Source organism: Paraburkholderia nodosa DSM 21604 (assembly GCF_000519185.1).
Lineage (GTDB): Bacteria > Pseudomonadota > Gammaproteobacteria > Burkholderiales > Burkholderiaceae > Paraburkholderia > Paraburkholderia nodosa.
On the sequence record NZ_JAFA01000032.1, the window covers coordinates 59,776 to 76,981 of the forward strand.

Genomic DNA, 17,206 nt, shown 5'->3' on the forward strand with positions numbered 1-17,206 from the left:
CGCGTGCGAACGCGCACGACAAGCGGGCGCTCCAGCGCCTTCAGTGCGGCGTGTCGAGGTAGACGCCTGCCGACAGCCCGGCCTTCACCTCCCGCGTGAACTCGTCAGTGGACACTTCCTCCGCACCTGCCTCGATCGCGTCGTATGCCTGACGCACGACGTCGGCCGGCGTTGCCTTCGGCACTTCCAGTCCGCGCGTCAAATCCGTATCGATAAACCCGGCATGCAGCCCGACAACCTGCGTCTGCTGATCGCGCAGCGAATGACGCAGGCCGTTGGTCACCGCCCATGCGGCCGACTTCGACACGCCGTAAGCGGCGAGGATTGGCCGGTTTATCCAGCTCGCAACCGACAGCACGTTCAGAATCGTCCCGCCGCCGTTGCCGGCGAGGTTGCCCGCGAACGCCCGCGACATCGCCAGCACCCCAAACACGTTGGTTTCGAAGTGATCGCGCAAGGCGTCGAGCGCGCCGTCGTCCGTCAGGCTGCCGAGCCGCGCGATGCCCGCGTTGTTGATCAGAAGCGTGACGTCGCGCGCCGCATCGGCGGCAGCGGCCACGGCCGCCGGATCGGTTACGTCGAGCTTCACGGGCACGACGCCCGGCAGCGTCACGCTGGCCGGATCGCGCGCGCCAGCATAGACCTTGCGCGCGCCCCTTTCGAGCGCCTGTTTTGCGAACTCAAGGCCAAGCCCGCGGTTCGCGCCCGTCACGAAAACAACAGCACCTTCGATCTTCATATTTCATCCTTTCGCATGATGAATCGCATGTGCGCCGCTTCGCCGCGCGCGTGAGATCCGCTGAAAACATACCTGCCATTGCGTACTGAACCGTTGCGCCGCCGAACGGCGTCGACATCCGCCGGCCGCCGGCATCAACGGCCGCGATGGACCTCGACAGTCATCCGTGCCGCGCCGACGTGGCTTCGCGTTGTGCGCGAAAGTCGGCTACACTCATCTCAATGTCGATCACCATCGTCTTATGGCGCATTGTGTCGACGTAACGCGGGCATGTCAATGGTGATCGACATTGTGTTTTTCAATCGATGCGATCGCCTGTATAAGGGAGGGATCGATGGGTGTGTCAAGACAGCAGGCCGCCGAGAACCGGAGCGCGATCGTCGCGGCTGCAGAGAGGCTGTTCCGGGCGCGCGGCGTCGACGCCGTCGGGCTTGCGGAACTGATGAAGGAAGCCGGCTTCACGCAGGGCGGCTTCTACAACCACTTCAAGTCGAAGGACGCGCTGGTCGCCGCGGTGATGGACAAGGCGATGCAAGACTATGCCGATTCGCCGAACGCCGGCAGCGTGGCGAAGCAGGCGGCGCGCTACCTGTCGACCTCGCACCGCGACAACGTCGAGGCCGGATGCCCGCTGTCCGGCTTCGCTGGCGACGCTCCCCGCATGACCGACGCGGCGCGTGCGACCTATGCGCGTGGCCTCGCCGTGTATCTCGACCGGCTGGCTGCGATGATCGCCACGGACGGCGCGACGGCGCAACAAACCCGTCGCGCTGCGATTGCAGCGTTCAACCAGATGGTGGGGGCGCTCGTGCTGTCGCGTGCTGTCGCAGAAACCGATCCGGCCTTTGCCGACGAAATCCTCGACGCAGGCCGGCGGACGCTCGTCGATGCGCTCGACGACCCGCTCACGCCGGATCGTGCGCGCCGGTGAGCGGCGGGTCTGCGTGATCGTCGCCTGCTTGCCCTAGCGTAGGCAGGTACCTGCCGAAGTTCATTTCGAAGTCGCTCGGAACGCCGTAGGCCAGGCCACGGAGCTTGGCGCGGCGGGCCTGCCCAGCTGGCGAGGCCAGAGCCGGGAAGAACAGGTCGATGCTCGACTGGAGTTCGGCAGCAGTCGGCAGTCCGAAACGATTGATCTGGGCCTTCGCCGCGCCGAGCGTTTCGCGGTCGAACGTGGCCAGACGTTGGGCGAGCGTATCGACAAAGGCGTCGAGGGCGCCGTCATCCAGCGTACGGTTCACCCAGCCATAGCGTTCGGCGAGGTCGGCGTCGAAATCGTCGGCGCTGAGAACAAACTCAAGTGCCCGCGAACGGCCGACCAGGCGCGGGAGCCATTCCAGCGCTCCGCCGGCCGGGACCAGGCCAACGCCGACCTCCGGGTTGCCGAATATTGCGTTCTGCCGACTGGCGAAACGCATGTCGCAGGCCAGCACGAACTCGTTACCGATGCCGCGCGTGCGCCCCCGAATCCTGGCGATGCTCACAACAGGTGCGGACGCCAGGCGCAGCACGAAGTCGCGCCAAAGAACCAGCACCTCCGGCTGCCCGGCTGCTTTGGCTACGTCGAGATGGGCAACGAAAAAATCCGGATTCGCCGACTGGAACACTACGACCTTCACGGAAGGGTCTGCATCGAGGTCGGTCATTAGCGCGCCAAATTCGATGATCGTTGCGGGAACAAACATGTTGATCGGCGGGTTGCTGAAGGTGACTGTCCATCGGCCCGGATCGGTTCGGTCGATGTCGAGCTGCGAAGTGTCGGGCATGGTGCTTCTCCTCAGGCGATGAGTAGACCAGCGTTGCGTTCAAGGGGGGATCGGGGCGCGCCTCAGTCATATCGTAGGTCGGCCCAATTACGAAATCCTCTCAGCGTGCGTCCCGCAGTTCGGGCTCAGAAAAAGAAGTGCCTACCGCACGCGCGTAAATAAACGCTTCGATTAAATCGTCGCGGTCGCCACAAGGCCGACTCAGGATTTGAGCTTCGCGAGGCGCGGTGCGAATCGGCACATTACGAGGGGGAGGATTGCCAGGACGGCGCCGGCGAGGAATGTGGTGGACGCGCCGTGCCGATCCCACAACCAGCCGGCGATGACGCTTGCAAACAGCAGGCAGATGCCGCTTGCGAGATTGAAGACGCCGAACGCCGTGCCCCTGAGCGACTGCGGCGCGGTTTCGGCAACCATCGCGGCGAGAATGCCTTGCGTGAACCCCATGTGCAGGCCCCACAGCGCGACGCCGATGAGCACGGTGATGATCGATGCACTCGCGCCGAGCACCAGATCCGCCGCGATCAGTATGACGATGCCGAGCGCAAGCAAAACACGGCGGTCGGTTCGATCGGACAGCGCGCCCGCGGGGTACGCGCTGAGTGCATACGCGAGACTCATCACCACCATGACGCCGGGAATCCACGCGATATCGATTCCCGTCTGCTGCGCGCGCAATACAAGGAATGCTTCGCTGAAGCGCGTGAGGGTGAAGGTCGCGCCAATCGCGACCACGAACCAGTAGCGCCGCGGAAATTCCCGCAGCGCCTCCCAGCGCAGCGGTGACCGGAAGCTGCGGGTCTCGTGTTCATGGGCCGGCTCCTCGATGCCGAACACGATCAGGCCGACCGCGATGACGGCTGGCACGACGGCGAACCAGAGGACGGCGCGGATGTGATCCGAGAAGCGCAGCATCAGCACGATGGCCACGAGTGGCCCTGCGAACGCGCCGATCGTATCCATCGACTGTCTGAGCCCATAACACGCGCCGCGAATCTCCGGTGGTGCGACATCTGCGAGGAGCGCGTCACGCGGCGCACCGCGAATTCCCTTGCCGGCGCGATCGATGAGGCGCGCCGCCGCGACCAGCGCGGGCGTGTGCGCCAGCGGAAAAAGCGGCTTGGACAGCGCCCCTAGTCCATAGCCGAGCAGCAACAACGCCTTGCGCTTGCCAAGCCAGTCGCTCACGGGGCCCGAGAAGATCCTGACGATCATCGCCGTCGCTTCGGCGGCCCCTTCGAGCAAGCCCAGCGCGCTCACGCTCATGCCCATCGTGGTGACGAGGAAGAGGGGTAGCAGCGCGTGAATGAGTTCGGAAGAAAGGTCCATGAAAAGGCTCACGTATCCCAGCATGCGTACCGCGCGGGGAATGGGGATGCGTGAGGTAGCGGGCGTCTCAGGCAGCACTTCGCTGGCTCCGGAGATACGTGTACTCATGCCACGTGAGGGCGATGACGATAATGTCCAATGCCGTCACCAGCAGCAACCAGACCGAATGGGTGTAGGTGAAGCGGTAGGCCTGGTAGGCAATAAACAGCGCGAAGACCACGAGCGAGACAGGAAAGTACCAGAGTCGTTCGCGTAGCAAGCCGGCCACGAGCCACAACTTTATCACCCCATGAGCAAGCAGATAGAGCCCCGCGAATCGCTGCGCATCGACGGACAGGTGTTGCACGGTGTGAAGAAGAAAATTTGCTAACAGATCGTGCGGATCTTCGGCGAACTCGTCGCGGGTGACCCACAGCGCAAGCGCCAGGAAATACCGCTGCGGCACAAGGTATGTGGCGACGCCGGCGACAATTTCTGCAAGCGCGAAGACTGCCTTGAAGCCGAGGGTCAACTCAAACAGCAGGTGCAGGTTCCTTTCACCGAGCAACCCCCTTTTACCCGGCTCACCCATTCGCTGTCCCCGGTTCGGCGACTTCCTCGCGCGCGAAGCGCCCGTAACGCAAGGCCAGCGTGGGCAGCACGATCAGATTCAGTGCGGTCGAGGTGATGAGCCCGCCAAGAATGACGATCGCCATGGGGCCTTCGATTTCGTTGCCCGGTGCGCCACTCGTCGCAGCGAGCGGTGCGAGCGCTAGCGCAGTAACCAGCGCAGTCATGAGGATCGGCACCAGCCGTTCCGACGCGCCACGCACCGCGGTGCTCATCTCCCAGGCCAGTCCGTCGGTGTACACCAGATGCTCGTAGTGGCTGATCAGCATGATCGAGTTGCGCAGCGAAATGCCGAGCAGCGTGACGAAGCCCACCATGCTGCCAAGCGACAGGTTCCCGCCGCTGAGGACCACGCCCAGGACGCCGCCCACCAGTGCGAAGGGCAGGTTGATCATCACCAGCAGCACGGCGCGCCGGTTCTTCAGCGCCATGAACAGCAGCAATTCGATGCCCACCAGCGCGATCCCGCCGTACGCGAGCAGATCGCGCTGCGACTGCGCGCGTGCTTCGCTCTCTCCGCTGAAAACGGCATAGGTGCCCGCAGGCATCCTGATCTCGCGATTCACACGCGCCTGCGCTTCCTTTACGAAGTCGCTGACCGGCCGGCTGCCGAGATTGACCGACACCGTCTGCACGCGCTGGCCACCGTCGTGCGTGATCTGGTAGCGGCCGGCGACCTGACGGATCGTCGCGAGCGAGGTTAGCGGCACAGCAAAGCCATCGGCGTTGCGCACCATGAGTTTGCCCACGCCGCTGATCGACCTGCGCTGTGCCGGATCGAGCACGACTGCGACGTCGTAGGTGCGACTGCCCTCGTAAATCTGCGAGACGGTCACGCCGGCATAGGCGGCCTGGATCGCATCGAGCACTTCCACGGGGCGAAAGCCCCAGCGGCTCAGTGCGTCGGGATTGAGCCTTACATCGAGTTCGGGAATCCCGGGGGGAGAATCCACCCGCACACTGGCAACGCCGTGGATCGTACCGATGAGTTGAGCGACCTGCTGCGCCGTGCGATCGATGACGTCGAGATCGTTGCCGAAGACATTCACGACCACGGGGGCTGTCGTCCCCGAAATGGTTTCGTCGATGCGTTCCTCGAGGAACGTGTTGACCGAGGTGGAGAGGCCCGGAAAGCGCGCCAGCGCCTGGCGAATCCTGTAGAGCGCCCAGCTCTGGCCCGATGCGCCCATCGGCTTCAGATCGACTTCGAATTCCGAGAGCTGCACGCCGGTCGGGTCGACCACACCGTTCGCGCGGCCGGCGCGCTGCGCCACGAGTCGCACGCCCGGCACCTGCAGCAGCGCCTGCGAGACCTGGGTGCCGATGCGCATCGATTCGGCAAGCGAGGCGCCCGGCGCGAGCCCCATGTGAACGGTGTAGTGGCCTTCCCGCAGTTGCGGAATGAAACTCCCGCTCATGAAGGGCAGACACGCGAGCGCCGCGGCGCACATTACCGCGACGATGACCATGACTCCCTTCACGTGTTGCTCGACCTTCGTCAGCAGTGCGATGTAACGTGTCTTGAGGCGCCCGATCAGGCGTGGCTCCCGCTCGGGCAACGGTCCCTTCGCCAGCAGGGCGAGCGCCATCGCGGGCGTGAGCGTCAGCGCGACGCCCAGCGACGCGAGCACGGCGAGAATATAGGCGATGCCCAGCGGGGCAAAGAGCCGTCCACCGATACCCGTGAGCGTGAGCACGGGCAGGAAGATCAGCATCACGATGAAGGTGGCGAAGACCACGGCACTGCGCACTTCGAGAGAGGCACGCAGCACGACGCGAAAGGCCGGGAGCGGCTCGCGCAGCGTGCGGTTTTCACGCAGGCGGCGGTAGATGTTCTCGACGTCGATGATCGCATCGTCGACCACTTCGCCGAGAGCGATGGCGAGGCCGCCCAGGGTCATCGTGTTGAGGCTGACCCCGAACGACGTGAGCACGATGATCGCGACCAGCAGCGACATGGGAATCGCGACGGCAGAGATCACGGCGGTACGTACGTTGAGCAGAAACAGGAACAGCACCGCGACGACCAGCAATGCGCCGACGATAAGCGCCATGCGCAGGTGGCCGACGGAGGTCTCGATGAAGTTGGCGGGCCGGAAGACGTTCGTGTTCACGTCCACGCCCTGACGGGCGAGCACCGGCGCAAGCCCGGCGAGTGTCTTTTCGATGTCGCGCGTCACCGCCATCGTGTTGGTTCCGTACTGGCTTTCCATCACGACCATCACACCGGGCTTGCCCATGATCGATGCGGCACCAACGGCGGGTGCGTTGCCCCAGGTCACGCTGGCGACGTCGCCAAGGCGAACCGCTGCGCCGTTGCTGGAGCGCAGCACGACACCGGCGAGTTTCTGTGGCGTCGCGATCTGGCCATCGGCGTTGACGGCGATGCGCTGATTGCTGTTCTCGATGAACCCGGCGCCGCGCACGCCTGTGGCCTGGCGCGCCGCGGCAATGACATCCTGCATCGACTGGCCGTAGCGCATCAGCTTCGCGGGGTCGACCTGGATCTGCATCTGGCGCGTCTCACCGCCGAATACGATCACATCGGCCACGCCTCGCGTACCCAGCAACGGCGGTTTGACGGTCCACTGCGCGATGTCGTAGAGGTCTGCGAGCGAGCGCGTTTTCGACGTCAGGCCGATGGTGCGCACGACGCTCGTCGTCGTCGTGAGCGGCAGGAGTTGGGGCGCCGCAACACCCGCCGGCAGCGCGCCCGCGAGACCGCTGATTCGCTCGGTAACGAGTTGCCGGACCTGCATCACGTTGACATGGTCATCGAACACGAGCGTGACCGAGGAGAGGCCCTGCATGGACCGCGAGCGGATCGACTGCAGGCCGGTCATGCCGCCGAGGGCATTTTCAGCCGGCTGTGTCACGAGGGTCTCCACCTGTTCGCTCGTCATGCCTGGCGCGGCCGTCTGCACGATGCTCATCGGCGGTGCGAACTCGGGAAAGACGTCGAGCTTGGCGCGCGTGAGCGAAAAGAGCCCGTAGCCAGCCACCATGACGGCCAGCGAGAAAATGACGCCGCGAAAGCGCAGCGAAAAGCGGATGATTGCGTCAAGCATGGGGCGATGTGTGGCGTTGTTCTGGGCGAGGCATGCGAGGCTCAGTCGTCACACTCGGGCGGATCCTTGCAGGCAGTGCCGATGCCCTGTGGCTTGATCTCTTCGGAGAGCAGCAGTTGCGCGCCCTGCGTCACGATCGGGTCACCCGCCTGGAAGCCAGACGTCACCATGAAACCGTGATCGCCCTCGTTGGCCGCCGGCACGTAGCGCCGCGTGAAGCGGTCGTGCGCCGTGCGCACGTATGCCCAGGTCTGGCCGCCGTACCACACCACGGCCTGCTCGGGGATCAGCAGCCCCGAAACCGCTTCGTTCGATGTCGGCACGCGCGCGCTCGTGCGCAGGTTCGCGGGCAGCGCGCTGCCCGCGACGTATAGCCATGGCGTGCCCTGTACGGCCGGATCGGCGAGGGGTGAAACGGACAGCCTCAGGGCGGGCACCGTGACGCCGCTGGGTGTATCGACCGCAATGGTCTCGGGCGGCGTCTTGCCGAAGCTGGATGGCAACGTCACGCGCAGCACAACCGACTGACCCGCCTGGAGGTGCTGAAACAGCGTCGAGGCCGGCGCCGTTGCAGCGTTCGTGAGTGCATCGCCGAACCGCTGCCGCATCGTGCCGTCAAGACCGTTCAGCGTGACCCGGGCGGATTGCAGTTTGGCCGCATCGCCTTGCATCGTCGCCTGCGCGGCCTGGAGAGTCTTCTGCGAAACATTGCGGTCGTCGGCGAAGAGCGTACGGCTGCCCTCGTACTGCGTGCGTGAACTGGCTGCCTGCGCGGCGAACGTGTCGACGTCGGCGCGTGCGCTGGCGAGGCGGTTGCGCAGATCGAAGAGCGGTTGCAGATCGATGACCATGGCATCCGCGCTGATGCCGGACTGGCTCGTGACGGCCGCGAGCGGCGCGACTTCGATGTGGCCGGCGCGCTGCGCGTCGGGGCTCACGACCAGGACCGTTTCGCCGTTGACCGTCTGCACCGCGGCCTGCGGTGCAGATGGCGCTGCGGTGGCTGTCGATGCACCGGCGTCGTCGAACGCCTGGTTGATGATGTACCCGCCTGCGCCGGCGCAGAGGGCCAGCGAAAGGACGATAAGGAGGATCAGCCGGAATTTCATCGTGTTGTCCGCTCACTGAGCATAGGGCTCCTTGCCTCGTGGACGAGAGGTAACTGCATCGCATCTTCGAGTGCGCCTGCAGCCTGCTGGACGGCGACTTCGGCGTCGAGATGGGCGGTTTCACTCGTTTGATAGTCGGCTTTCGCCTGTGTGTAGGTCAGCCGGTCCGCATTGCCGCTCGCGAATGCGGCCGCCTGGCTGTCGAGCTGGCGGCGGGCGCTCGCCAGATGGGCGTCGGAGACCTGCAGCGCCTCGCCGCTCGCCTGATAGCGCGCCAGGGCGTGCGCGAGGTCGCCGATGATCCTGTCCTGCAGCGCGCCGGTGCGCACCGCTGCTTCCTTGCGTTTGGCCTCGGCCTGTTTGATGCCCCCCTGGTTCTGGTCGAAGATCGGTAACGTGATGCCGGCCAGTCCGAAGGCGATCTTGTTGGTGCCGGTGTCGTAGGTGTAGCCGGGACCGAGATGGATGTCCGGATACTGTTTCGCGACCTCGAGCCGAAGCGCCGATTCGGCCGCGGCGTACTCGGCCAGCGAGGCGCGCAGATCGGCGCGATGGAAGATCGCGGCGCGCTGCGCGTCCGCCGCCGGTGGCGCAGGGGCGGCCGTGCCGAAGTCGCTCAGGTCGAGCGTCACGCCGTCGACCGCGGTGACCGGCACGCCGATGGCGGCGGCCAGTTGCGCGCGCGCGTCTTCTTCGGCAGTGCGCGCGGCGACCAGATCGCTCTGGGCCTGGGTGTCGGCAAGCACCGCCGCATCGACGTCGGGCTCAGAGTACTGGCCGACTGCGAGACGGTGGCGGCTCATGACCGTGATCTGCCGCTGGGCTTCGGCTTTTGTGGACAGGAAGGCGATGCGCGTCCGCGCGGCATAAAGGGCGAGCATGGCGTCCCTGACCTGCGCACGGACCGTCCATGTTGCGGTGACGATGTTCAGCCGGGCAGCTTCAGAAAGGTGGCTCGCCTGGTCGACGCGATAGCCGCGCTTGTGCGCGGTCTCGATCGGAATATCGAGCGAAGGACCCCAGGTGAAGGGCGCCCCGGGCCCCGGGTTGGGCGTGTTGAACTGGAACGGCAACTGCAGGACGGGGTTGGGAATCGCGTTGGCGACATCGATGCCGGCCTTGACCGTGCCCCATTGCGCACGGGCCAGGTCGAGAGCAGGGCTGTAGTAGATGGCCGCCAGGGTAAGCAGCTCGCGGTTCCAGGCTGCCGGCGGCCACGGGGTGACATCATGGCCGGCTTCGCGCGCGATCCCGGCGTGCAGTTCCTCGCTGGCAAGCGAGCGCTGCTCGAATTGCCGGGCAAGCTGGTCGGGGGCGATTGGCTGGGGATGATAGGTCGTACAACCGGTCACGCCGGTCAATACGAGGAAGACAATCGACAACGCGCGGCGCATTCTGGCATTCCATCCCGGACGAGGTGCCGCCCACTCGAGCGACTTTCGGGTTGGAGGCTACGCCACCGGTTGTGAAGTTTTCGTCAAGAACCCACCCGATGCGGGTGAAACGGGCTCAGGTCCGGCTCGCAGCCGGCAGCCGAAGCGACACGCTGGTTCCCTTGCCGGGCTCGCTGCCAATTTCGATTGACCACCCGTAGCGCTCGCACAGCTTCCTGACGATAGACAGGCCGATCCCGCCCCCTGGCGTCGGGGTGTCGGGCGAGGCAGCCTGGTAGAACCGGTCAAAGACATGCGGGATCACGTGCGCCGGAATACCTGGTCCCGTGTCCTCGATGTAGAGCCAGCCGTTGGCGTAGCGAAAGTGCAGGCTTCCGTGGTCGGTATGCCGGACGGCATTGTCGATGACGTTGGATAGCACGATCGCAAGCGCCGGGCGATTCGCCACGACACGAAGTTCGCCGTCGATATCGATGACCGACTCGAGTCCCTTTTGCGCGAGTTGGGCGGAAAACGGTATCAACGCGGTTTCGATCATCTTCGCCACGGCCACCGGCTCGACCTCGCGCGCTGAGTCCTCCCGCGCGAGCATGAGCAACGCGTTGGCGAGTTCGCGCATGTTGTCCGCTGCCCGCTCGATCTGCTGCAGACGTGCGCGCGATTTTCCCTGGATCGCCGTATCCTGCTCGAGCAGTTCGCAGCTTGTCTTGATGGTCGTGAGCGGCGTGCGCAGTTCGTGGCTGACATTGCCCGTAAACTCCTTCTCGCGCGCCATCATGTCGGCCATGCGCCGGTTGTAGTCGTTGAACGCCTCCACAAGTCCGACGAGTTCCGTTTCGTCGTATTTGCCAGGATGGATCGCGGCCGATTCACCCAGCCGCAGTGTCTTGACCTGCCGGGCGAGTCCCGCGACCTGCCGCACCAGCAGTCCGGAAAGACCAAAGGACAGCCAGATCGTCAGGAGTGCAAAGATGCCCGTGCCGCCCATCAGGGCGTTGATGACTTCCTTGAAATGCTTCTCGTAGAGGTTGAAGTTATAGACCCGGTACAGGCGTGCCGTGCCGAGGGACGCAATCGCGACGTGGATCTCCCGTTCGTCGATAATGATTTCGTGCGTACCGAAAGACAGGTTCCTGACGGTTTCGGGCAGGGCCACGGACAGGCGGTCCGCGCCTGAAACATAGCCATTCAGTCGTACGTCGAAGGGTGGCAGCAACGCCGGATTGGCCTGGTAGCTCTTGAGCACACTCGCCATGTCGTCACGGATGAGCGCCGCGATCAGCCTCTCTTCCTGCGCTTCGGCCAGTGCGCGTACGCCCAGCGCCTGGGCGACCAGCAGCGCGATGGTCAGCACCGAAAAGAACAGGGCGACCTTGAATCGCAGGCTATTTCGCATCATCATCGCCTGCGGTGAGCCGGTAACCGACGCCATGCAGCGTTTCAATCACATCCGCTTCAGCAGGCCCGCAGAGCGCCCGGCGCAGTGTATAGATGTGCGTGCGCAGCGTGTCGCTGTCCGGCAGCTCTTCTCCCCAGACTTCGGACTCGAGCTCGGCGCGGGTGAAGGTGCGATGGGGCGACTGCATCAGGATACGCAGTAGATGAAGGCATTTGGGCGGTAGCTTGACCGGGCGTCCGGCGCGTTCGACGGTCATCGTTGACAGGTCGAGGCGTACATCCGCAAACCGGAGATCCATGGTGGCGACCTGGCCGCGATAGCGCTTGATCATGGCGCCAAGCCGTGCGCCCACTTCCTTCAGGGAGAACGGTTTGACCAGGTAATCATCGGCGCCGTGCACGAATCCCGCGAGCTTGTCGTCAAGCGCGTCGCGCGCGGTCAGCATGAGCACCGGTGTGTCCCGGCCCGCCTCCTCGCGCAGCCTGCGGCAGAGCGTGAGCCCATCCATGCCCGGCAGTGACAGATCGAGCAAAATGGCGTCCCATGAGTCGGCGAGCGCCATCTGCAGCCCCGCGTTGCCACTGGAGGCCACGTCGACCTCGTAACCGCCTGTCTCGAGAAAGTCATACAGGTTCGCGGCAATCGAAGAATCGTCTTCGACAATGAGCACCTTCATGGACATCCGTTTGTCACCCTCGGGTATCGGGAACGCTGATGCTACCGCAGTTTTTTCATGCGTTGCGGCTGAAAAAGTCGCGATTGATTCGTGTTCCTGCTTCGCCTGCCCGGTGGCTCGCATGGACGTAACATGGAGTTGCGGCGCGATAGAAGCCCGGGTTGCGCTGCACCGATCAGACGCGTGGAGATGCGCCATGAAGAGCCTCCTGAAAATCACCCCGACGCTGACCGCGCTGGCACTTCTGCTGGCTGGATGCGCCGTCGGCGGCGTGCCACAAAGCGCGCCACAAAGCGGGCCACATCTGAGCCCAACGGAGTGCCGTGATCTGGCCGCGCTCAGAAGCAACGCGCCTCCGACGATGGCCCAACACCAAAGCGAACTGGCGGCCCTGAGGAAAGCGGGCTACAACCCGTCGCCCTGGTACGACGACCCATACTACCCAGACGATCTACAGGCGGCGCAGCGTCTGGTCGACTATTGGTTCAACACGGAGTGCCACCAGTCCCAACCCCAGTGAGAAAGGTGGGTTCGCGCCACTCCCCGGCGACAACGTGGAGTCCTGCTGCCGGATCTTTGTAAAGCCGGTTCACGGCGTCGGTGCCGGCGTGCTATTTGCGCGCGAGTGAACTATTCTGAAAGGATTAGTGGAGGCTGGTTTTTTCTACGCATTCGACAGGAGGTGTGCCATGTCGATGTCGACCACGTTGCAGGAGCGCCTGCGCAGCAAGGGCTCGCGTTACGAAATCGTGCGCCATCCATACAGTCATTCGAGCATGGAAAGCGCTGCTGCGGCGCACATTCCCGGCGACCGCCTTGCAAAAACGGTGCTGCTCGAGGACGAGCACGGCTATGTGGCCGTCGTGCTGCCCTCAACCTATGCCGTGCAATTGTCCGAGCTTTGGAACAAGACAGGGCGCAGGCTCGGTCTTGCTACGGAAGACGAACTGCGCGAGCTGTTCAAGGACTGCGATGCAGGGGCGCTGCCGCCGATCTGTGCGGCGTATGGCATGAAAACCTACCTCGAGACGAACCTGGCCGGCCAACCGGACGTTTACTTCGAGGCGGGCGATCACGAAGAACTGGTTCATATGGAAGGGGACCAGTTTCTGGCGCTGATGGACGACGCGGAGCGAGCCCATTTCGCAAGACGCATGCGAGGCATGGGTGGACGCGCGTGAGTGAGTAGCCGAACAGCGTGTGTTCAGGCGGGCGCGGTGCGGATTCACCCCATCGCGCCGGGCGATCGCGTGCTCGTTGCAGTGCATGGCTGGTTGCGCAAGCAACGATTAACGGCACCGACCTCGCAATACTCAAGATGCCAGTTCGATCCCGTGGCGGTTCATCACGGCCTTCATCATGTCCATGTTCGGTGGGCCGCCCGCGCCCAACACCGCGGCCGCTTCACGAAAATAGTCAGGCCCGATGTTGGCTGGCGAAAACACTACGAGCGCGCGAGCGGGGACTTCGCCCGGATTGGAGAAGTGATGAACGCTGCCGCGCGGTGAAAAGCAATAATCGCCCGCGTTCAGCACGCGCACGCAGTCGTCGACCCGATAGGTCAGCGAGCCCTCCAGGACGTGGATAGTCTCGTCAACATCGACGTGACGATGAGGGGGCGGGACTTTCGCGTGCGGCTGGACGATCATTTCCGCCATCGCCATATGGCCCGTAGTGTCCCGGCCATCGACGAGAAAGCGCATCGACAGTTGTCCGATGGTGATCAGTTCGTCAGGCGCCGGGTGCATGGCGAAACTCCAGGGTGTTATGGTAAAGTCACTTTACTATATGACCACCAAACGTCAATCCGTTTCTCCCCGGAGATTCTCCGGCGATCCAAGCCCCGACGACCCGCTCATCGGGGCCCGGCTGCGCTATTGCCTCACGCAGGTCGAACAGCGCCTGGGTGAGGCATTGGCCTCGGCCGGCTTTGCGGATATCCAGATTGCCCACTTCAAGGTCTTGCGTTTTCCGCCTCCAGAGAATGAGCGTCCCATCGACCTGGCGCAGCGCGCTGGCATGTCCAAGCAAGCGATGAACTACCTGCTGCTGCAACTCGAAGAGCTGGGTTATGTGCAGAGGGTCGCGCTGGACGATTCGTCTGCGCGCCTCGTTTCTCTGACCGGGAAGGGCTGGAAAGCGGCTGAAATACAGCGTGCCACGGTGCACCAGATCGAACGCGAATGGGAGCAGCAGATCGGCGCAAAGCGATTTCAGACGTTCTATGCGGTGCTCAAGGAGTTGACCGATGGTGGATCGCTCGTCGGCAACGAGGCGGCGCCTTCCTGATTTCCGAGCGCGGCTACGAGGCGCCGCGAGTAGCAGGGCCAAAGTCCGAAGCATTCCCGGAATGCCTCCTGGCCTCGCGCGATATTCACTGTCCTATACTTGGTAGTTCCCATTGAGCCACTTCCATGGGCCTGACCGCATCAATTAACCGGGAACAGGAGAGAGAAAATGCCTATCGCCAGACAAATATCGGCCCTGCTCGTCGCGGCATCGCTTGGGATTGGCACAGTCACACCAACCTTCGCGCAGAACGACGCTTCGGGTGCGGCCAATGCCGTAGCGCCGGGGGGCGCGTCGTCCGCGAAGCCAACCAAAGCGGAGCGCAAGCAGGCCCGAAAGGAAGCTCGGGCAAAAAAGAACGCCGAATTGAAGAAGCTTGAAGCTGCGGGCTATCAACCCGGCCGCGCCAATGATCAGAACTATCCGCAGGATCTTCAGAACGCGCAAAAAAAAGCGGGGATTGGGCAGGGAGCCAGTCAATAGCGGCCGAACGCCGTGTACCTGCTAATAGCACTATGAACGGCGTCGGCGGCGCTTGGGCTTCCGGGTGAACAGCTAACCCCGCCGCTGGCGTAGATCTCCCTCAAAAATCCGCGTGCAGGGTAACGTACGCGCTAAGGGGCTCGCCAAGATAGGCGCCGGCCTCATTGGCAGCGATGAAGTAGCGCCGGTTAGTCAGATTGTGGACATTGAGATCCACGCCCCAGTGATTCGCCTGATAGCCGATCGCCGCGTTGGCGATGACATAGGATGGCACCGAATTGATGTTCGAGATGTCGCTGTACACCTTGCTCATGTAATTGATGCCCGCTCCGACATGAAATCCGGGATGTCCCGCGATCGCGAATGTGTAGGTAGACCACAGATTCGCCATGAACGCGGGCACGTCCTGCGGGCGGTGGCCGACCGCCGTTATCCCTTGGGGATTGCTCGTGACATAGGCGTGCTGCGCCGTGAAATTGGCGATCACGTGCCAGCTATCCGTGATGCCTGCATCGAGAGACGCCTCGCCACCCTGTGTGTGCTGGCTGTCGTACACGACGGTTTCGATATTGTTGACGGTCGTCGGCGTCGCCACGTTGTCGCGCGATACATCGAAGAGTGCCGTGTTCAGCACGTATTGGCCGTCGAGCAATGAAAACTTGACGCCTACCTCGTACTGCAGCGCCGATTCAGGCGCGCCGATGCCCGTCTGCGTGTTCTCCGAGTTGAAGTTCGTCAGATAGCTTTTCGAGATGCCGAAATACGGCGACATCCACGGCGTGAGCTTGTAAAGCGCGCCGATATTCCAGCTCACGGGCGCATCATTGCGCGAGTAGGTATTACCCGCCAGTATCGGTACGCCTTCGTTGTCCACCCGGCCAGGCACTGTGATATTCGGTGTCAGCGAAGTTTGCCACCAGTCCTTTCGCACACCGACGCGTATCTTCAGCTTGCTGGTCGCATCCACCTGATCGGTGGCGTACAGGCTGTAGAAGTTCGCAACCAGATGATCGTTGTCGCACGAATGCTTCGCATCGCAAAGGAAATGCAGGCTCGCAATCGAAGTTTCGGGCGGCACCGGTGCGAACACATCTTCGATATTCGGAAGGTCCGCCGTGGAGCGATCGGTATTGATAGTCTGATGCTGGTACTCGAAGCCGGTCAGCAGCGTGTGCTTGACGCTGCCCGTTGCGAACTTCCACACCGGTTCGAGCTGATAGTCGAGCGTATTGTCCGAATCGTTCTGCTGACGCAACTGCCGGTTGACGACCTCGTTGCCGACCACCGTCGTCTTTGAACTATCCCCATTGCCAAAGAACTCCAGGGAGCGGTGCAGGAACGACAGCCGGTTGTTGATCGTTAGCACGTCGTTGACCTTCCACTCGTCGGTGAGGGTCGGGCGAACGTAGCTTGCGCGCGCATAGGCGAACGGCGTCGAATACTTTGCGTCGAACGGAACGTTCCGGATGGGCGTCCCGTTGTAATAGATGATGCCGTATGAATCTGGCGTCGAGCGGGAGTCTTGCGCCTCGAGCGAAAAGTCGACCTTGTGGTCGCCGAGTTTCCATTCGACTGCAGGACGGATCTCCTTGTCCCAGTACGACAAGCTGCGGTATCCGTCCGATCTTGCACCCGTCGCGTCGACGCGATAGTTCAAACCGGAGAGGCCGGTCGGCCCCGTGACATATGCGCTGCCCCAGACCGTGCCGAATGAACCGGCCTGGACGCTGCCTCCATATTGGAGCGTGGGCGACGGCGTGTAATGGACGATATTGATCGTGCCGCCCGGCGGCCCGCTGCCAAAGAGTGACGAACCCGGTCCTTCGAGAACCTCGATGCGCTCGACACCGTTCAGCGAATGCGAAACGCCGTTGACCTGATCTCCGTCGGAAAACCCGTCGGTGTAAATCTGGGCCTGGAGGCCGCGGATCATGAAGTGATCGAAGAAGCCCTTGGCATCCGGTCCGCCTGAATTCACACCGGTGGCGTTGCTGAGGCTCTGCTGAAGCTTCGTGGCGCCTTGCTCCTTGAGCAGCCCGCTGGGGATTTCCTGCACGGTCATGGGCAGGTCGCCGATCGGGGTTCCGGTCTTGCTGACGTCCGCCGTCTGGTCAGGATCGTTGACGTTGTCGGGCGCGGTCGCCGGTCTGGTTGCGCGGACAACGACCGTATCCAGTGTGGATGGCGTTTGAGTTTGTTGGGCCTGTTGAGCTTTCGCCGCGCTGGAAATCGACAGCGTCGAAAACGCAATCGATACAGCGATTGCGATTCTGGATGGGGACGATTTCATTAACGTCATCCTGTTATGGGGATTTTAGATAATCCATCGCCCCCTATAGTCTTGA

At 63.3% G+C, this 17,206-nt stretch carries 16 protein-coding genes; 5 read left to right on the forward strand and 11 right to left on the reverse strand.

The features are described from left to right. Positions 1-40 precede the first annotated feature (40 nt). A complete protein-coding gene (locus A3CW_RS0133260; RefSeq protein ID WP_028207423.1) occupies positions 41-739 on the reverse strand; it encodes an SDR family oxidoreductase in 699 nt (232 codons plus the stop codon). 334 nt (positions 740-1,073) lie between these two features. On the opposite strand from A3CW_RS0133260, the gene A3CW_RS0133265 reads away from it, so the two are divergent. After that, entirely contained in the window at positions 1,074-1,670 is a 597-nt protein-coding gene (locus tag A3CW_RS0133265; RefSeq protein WP_028207424.1) for a TetR/AcrR family transcriptional regulator, read from the forward strand. On the opposite strand, the gene A3CW_RS0133270 is transcribed toward A3CW_RS0133265, so the two are convergent. The 8 genes from A3CW_RS0133270 to A3CW_RS0133305 form a co-directional block, all read right to left on the reverse strand. Continuing rightward, positions 1,645-2,505: an enoyl-CoA hydratase/isomerase family protein gene (locus A3CW_RS0133270; protein ID WP_028207425.1), complete on the reverse strand. Its 861-nt coding sequence runs from the start codon at positions 2,503-2,505 to the stop codon at positions 1,645-1,647. The two genes, A3CW_RS0133265 and A3CW_RS0133270, sit on opposite strands and share 26 nt — an antisense overlap. Positions 2,506-2,706: 201 nt before the next feature. After that, a complete protein-coding gene (locus A3CW_RS0133275) occupies positions 2,707-3,858 on the reverse strand; it encodes an MFS transporter (protein ID WP_051481872.1) in 1,152 nt (383 codons plus the stop codon). A gap of 43 nt (positions 3,859-3,901) precedes the next feature. After that, complete coding sequence (locus A3CW_RS0133280) at positions 3,902-4,405, reverse strand: DUF2127 domain-containing protein (RefSeq protein ID WP_028207427.1); 504 nt, start codon at positions 4,403-4,405, stop codon at positions 3,902-3,904. Then, positions 4,398-7,511 (reverse strand): efflux RND transporter permease subunit, encoded by a 3,114-nt coding sequence (locus A3CW_RS0133285; protein ID WP_028207428.1) that lies wholly within the window; start codon positions 7,509-7,511, stop codon positions 4,398-4,400. Before A3CW_RS0133285 ends, A3CW_RS0133280 begins: the two co-directional genes overlap by 8 nt. Positions 7,512-7,552: 41 nt before the next feature. Then, the gene (locus A3CW_RS0133290) at positions 7,553-8,620 is read right to left on the reverse strand and encodes an efflux RND transporter periplasmic adaptor subunit (protein ID WP_028207429.1); all 1,068 of its coding nucleotides are present in this window, start codon (positions 8,618-8,620) and stop codon (positions 7,553-7,555) included. Further along, positions 8,617-10,014, reverse strand: a complete 1,398-nt coding sequence (locus A3CW_RS0133295) for a TolC family protein (protein ID WP_028207430.1) — start codon at positions 10,012-10,014, stop codon at positions 8,617-8,619. Before A3CW_RS0133295 ends, A3CW_RS0133290 begins: the two co-directional genes overlap by 4 nt. A gap of 115 nt (positions 10,015-10,129) precedes the next feature. Continuing rightward, positions 10,130-11,410 carry a sensor histidine kinase gene (locus A3CW_RS0133300; protein ID WP_028207431.1) on the reverse strand — a complete coding sequence of 427 codons (1,281 nt, stop codon included), beginning with the start codon at positions 11,408-11,410 and terminating at the stop codon, positions 10,130-10,132. After that, on the reverse strand, positions 11,400-12,089 hold the full coding sequence (locus A3CW_RS0133305) for a response regulator transcription factor (RefSeq protein ID WP_028207432.1): 690 nt from the start codon (positions 12,087-12,089) through the stop codon (positions 11,400-11,402). The genes A3CW_RS0133300 and A3CW_RS0133305 overlap by 11 nt, the downstream gene beginning before the upstream one ends. A 196-nt stretch (positions 12,090-12,285) precedes the next feature. On the opposite strand from A3CW_RS0133305, the gene A3CW_RS0133310 reads away from it, so the two are divergent. Further along, positions 12,286-12,609: a DUF4148 domain-containing protein gene (locus A3CW_RS0133310; RefSeq protein WP_028207433.1), complete on the forward strand. Its 324-nt coding sequence runs from the start codon at positions 12,286-12,288 to the stop codon at positions 12,607-12,609. Between the two features lie 169 nt (positions 12,610-12,778). After that, positions 12,779-13,270, forward strand: a complete 492-nt coding sequence (locus A3CW_RS0133315) for an aminoacyl-tRNA deacylase (protein WP_028207434.1) — start codon at positions 12,779-12,781, stop codon at positions 13,268-13,270. A 132-nt stretch (positions 13,271-13,402) separates the two neighbouring features. Here A3CW_RS0133315 and A3CW_RS0133320 read toward each other — a convergent pair whose 3' ends face one another. Further along, a complete protein-coding gene (locus tag A3CW_RS0133320; RefSeq protein WP_028207435.1) occupies positions 13,403-13,837 on the reverse strand; it encodes a cupin domain-containing protein in 435 nt (144 codons plus the stop codon). On the opposite strand from A3CW_RS0133320, the gene A3CW_RS48330 reads away from it, so the two are divergent. Beyond that, complete coding sequence (locus A3CW_RS48330) at positions 13,836-14,378, forward strand: MarR family winged helix-turn-helix transcriptional regulator (protein WP_051481873.1); 543 nt, start codon at positions 13,836-13,838, stop codon at positions 14,376-14,378. The two genes, A3CW_RS0133320 and A3CW_RS48330, sit on opposite strands and share 2 nt — an antisense overlap. A 168-nt stretch (positions 14,379-14,546) precedes the next feature. Then, positions 14,547-14,861 carry a hypothetical protein gene (locus A3CW_RS0133330; RefSeq protein WP_028207436.1) on the forward strand — a complete coding sequence of 105 codons (315 nt, stop codon included), beginning with the start codon at positions 14,547-14,549 and terminating at the stop codon, positions 14,859-14,861. 100 nt (positions 14,862-14,961) lie between these two features. Here the strand turns inward: A3CW_RS0133330 and A3CW_RS0133335 are convergent, their stop codons facing one another. Then, a complete protein-coding gene (locus A3CW_RS0133335) occupies positions 14,962-17,151 on the reverse strand; it encodes a TonB-dependent receptor (RefSeq protein WP_028207437.1) in 2,190 nt (729 codons plus the stop codon). Positions 17,152-17,206: the final 55 nt, after the last annotated feature.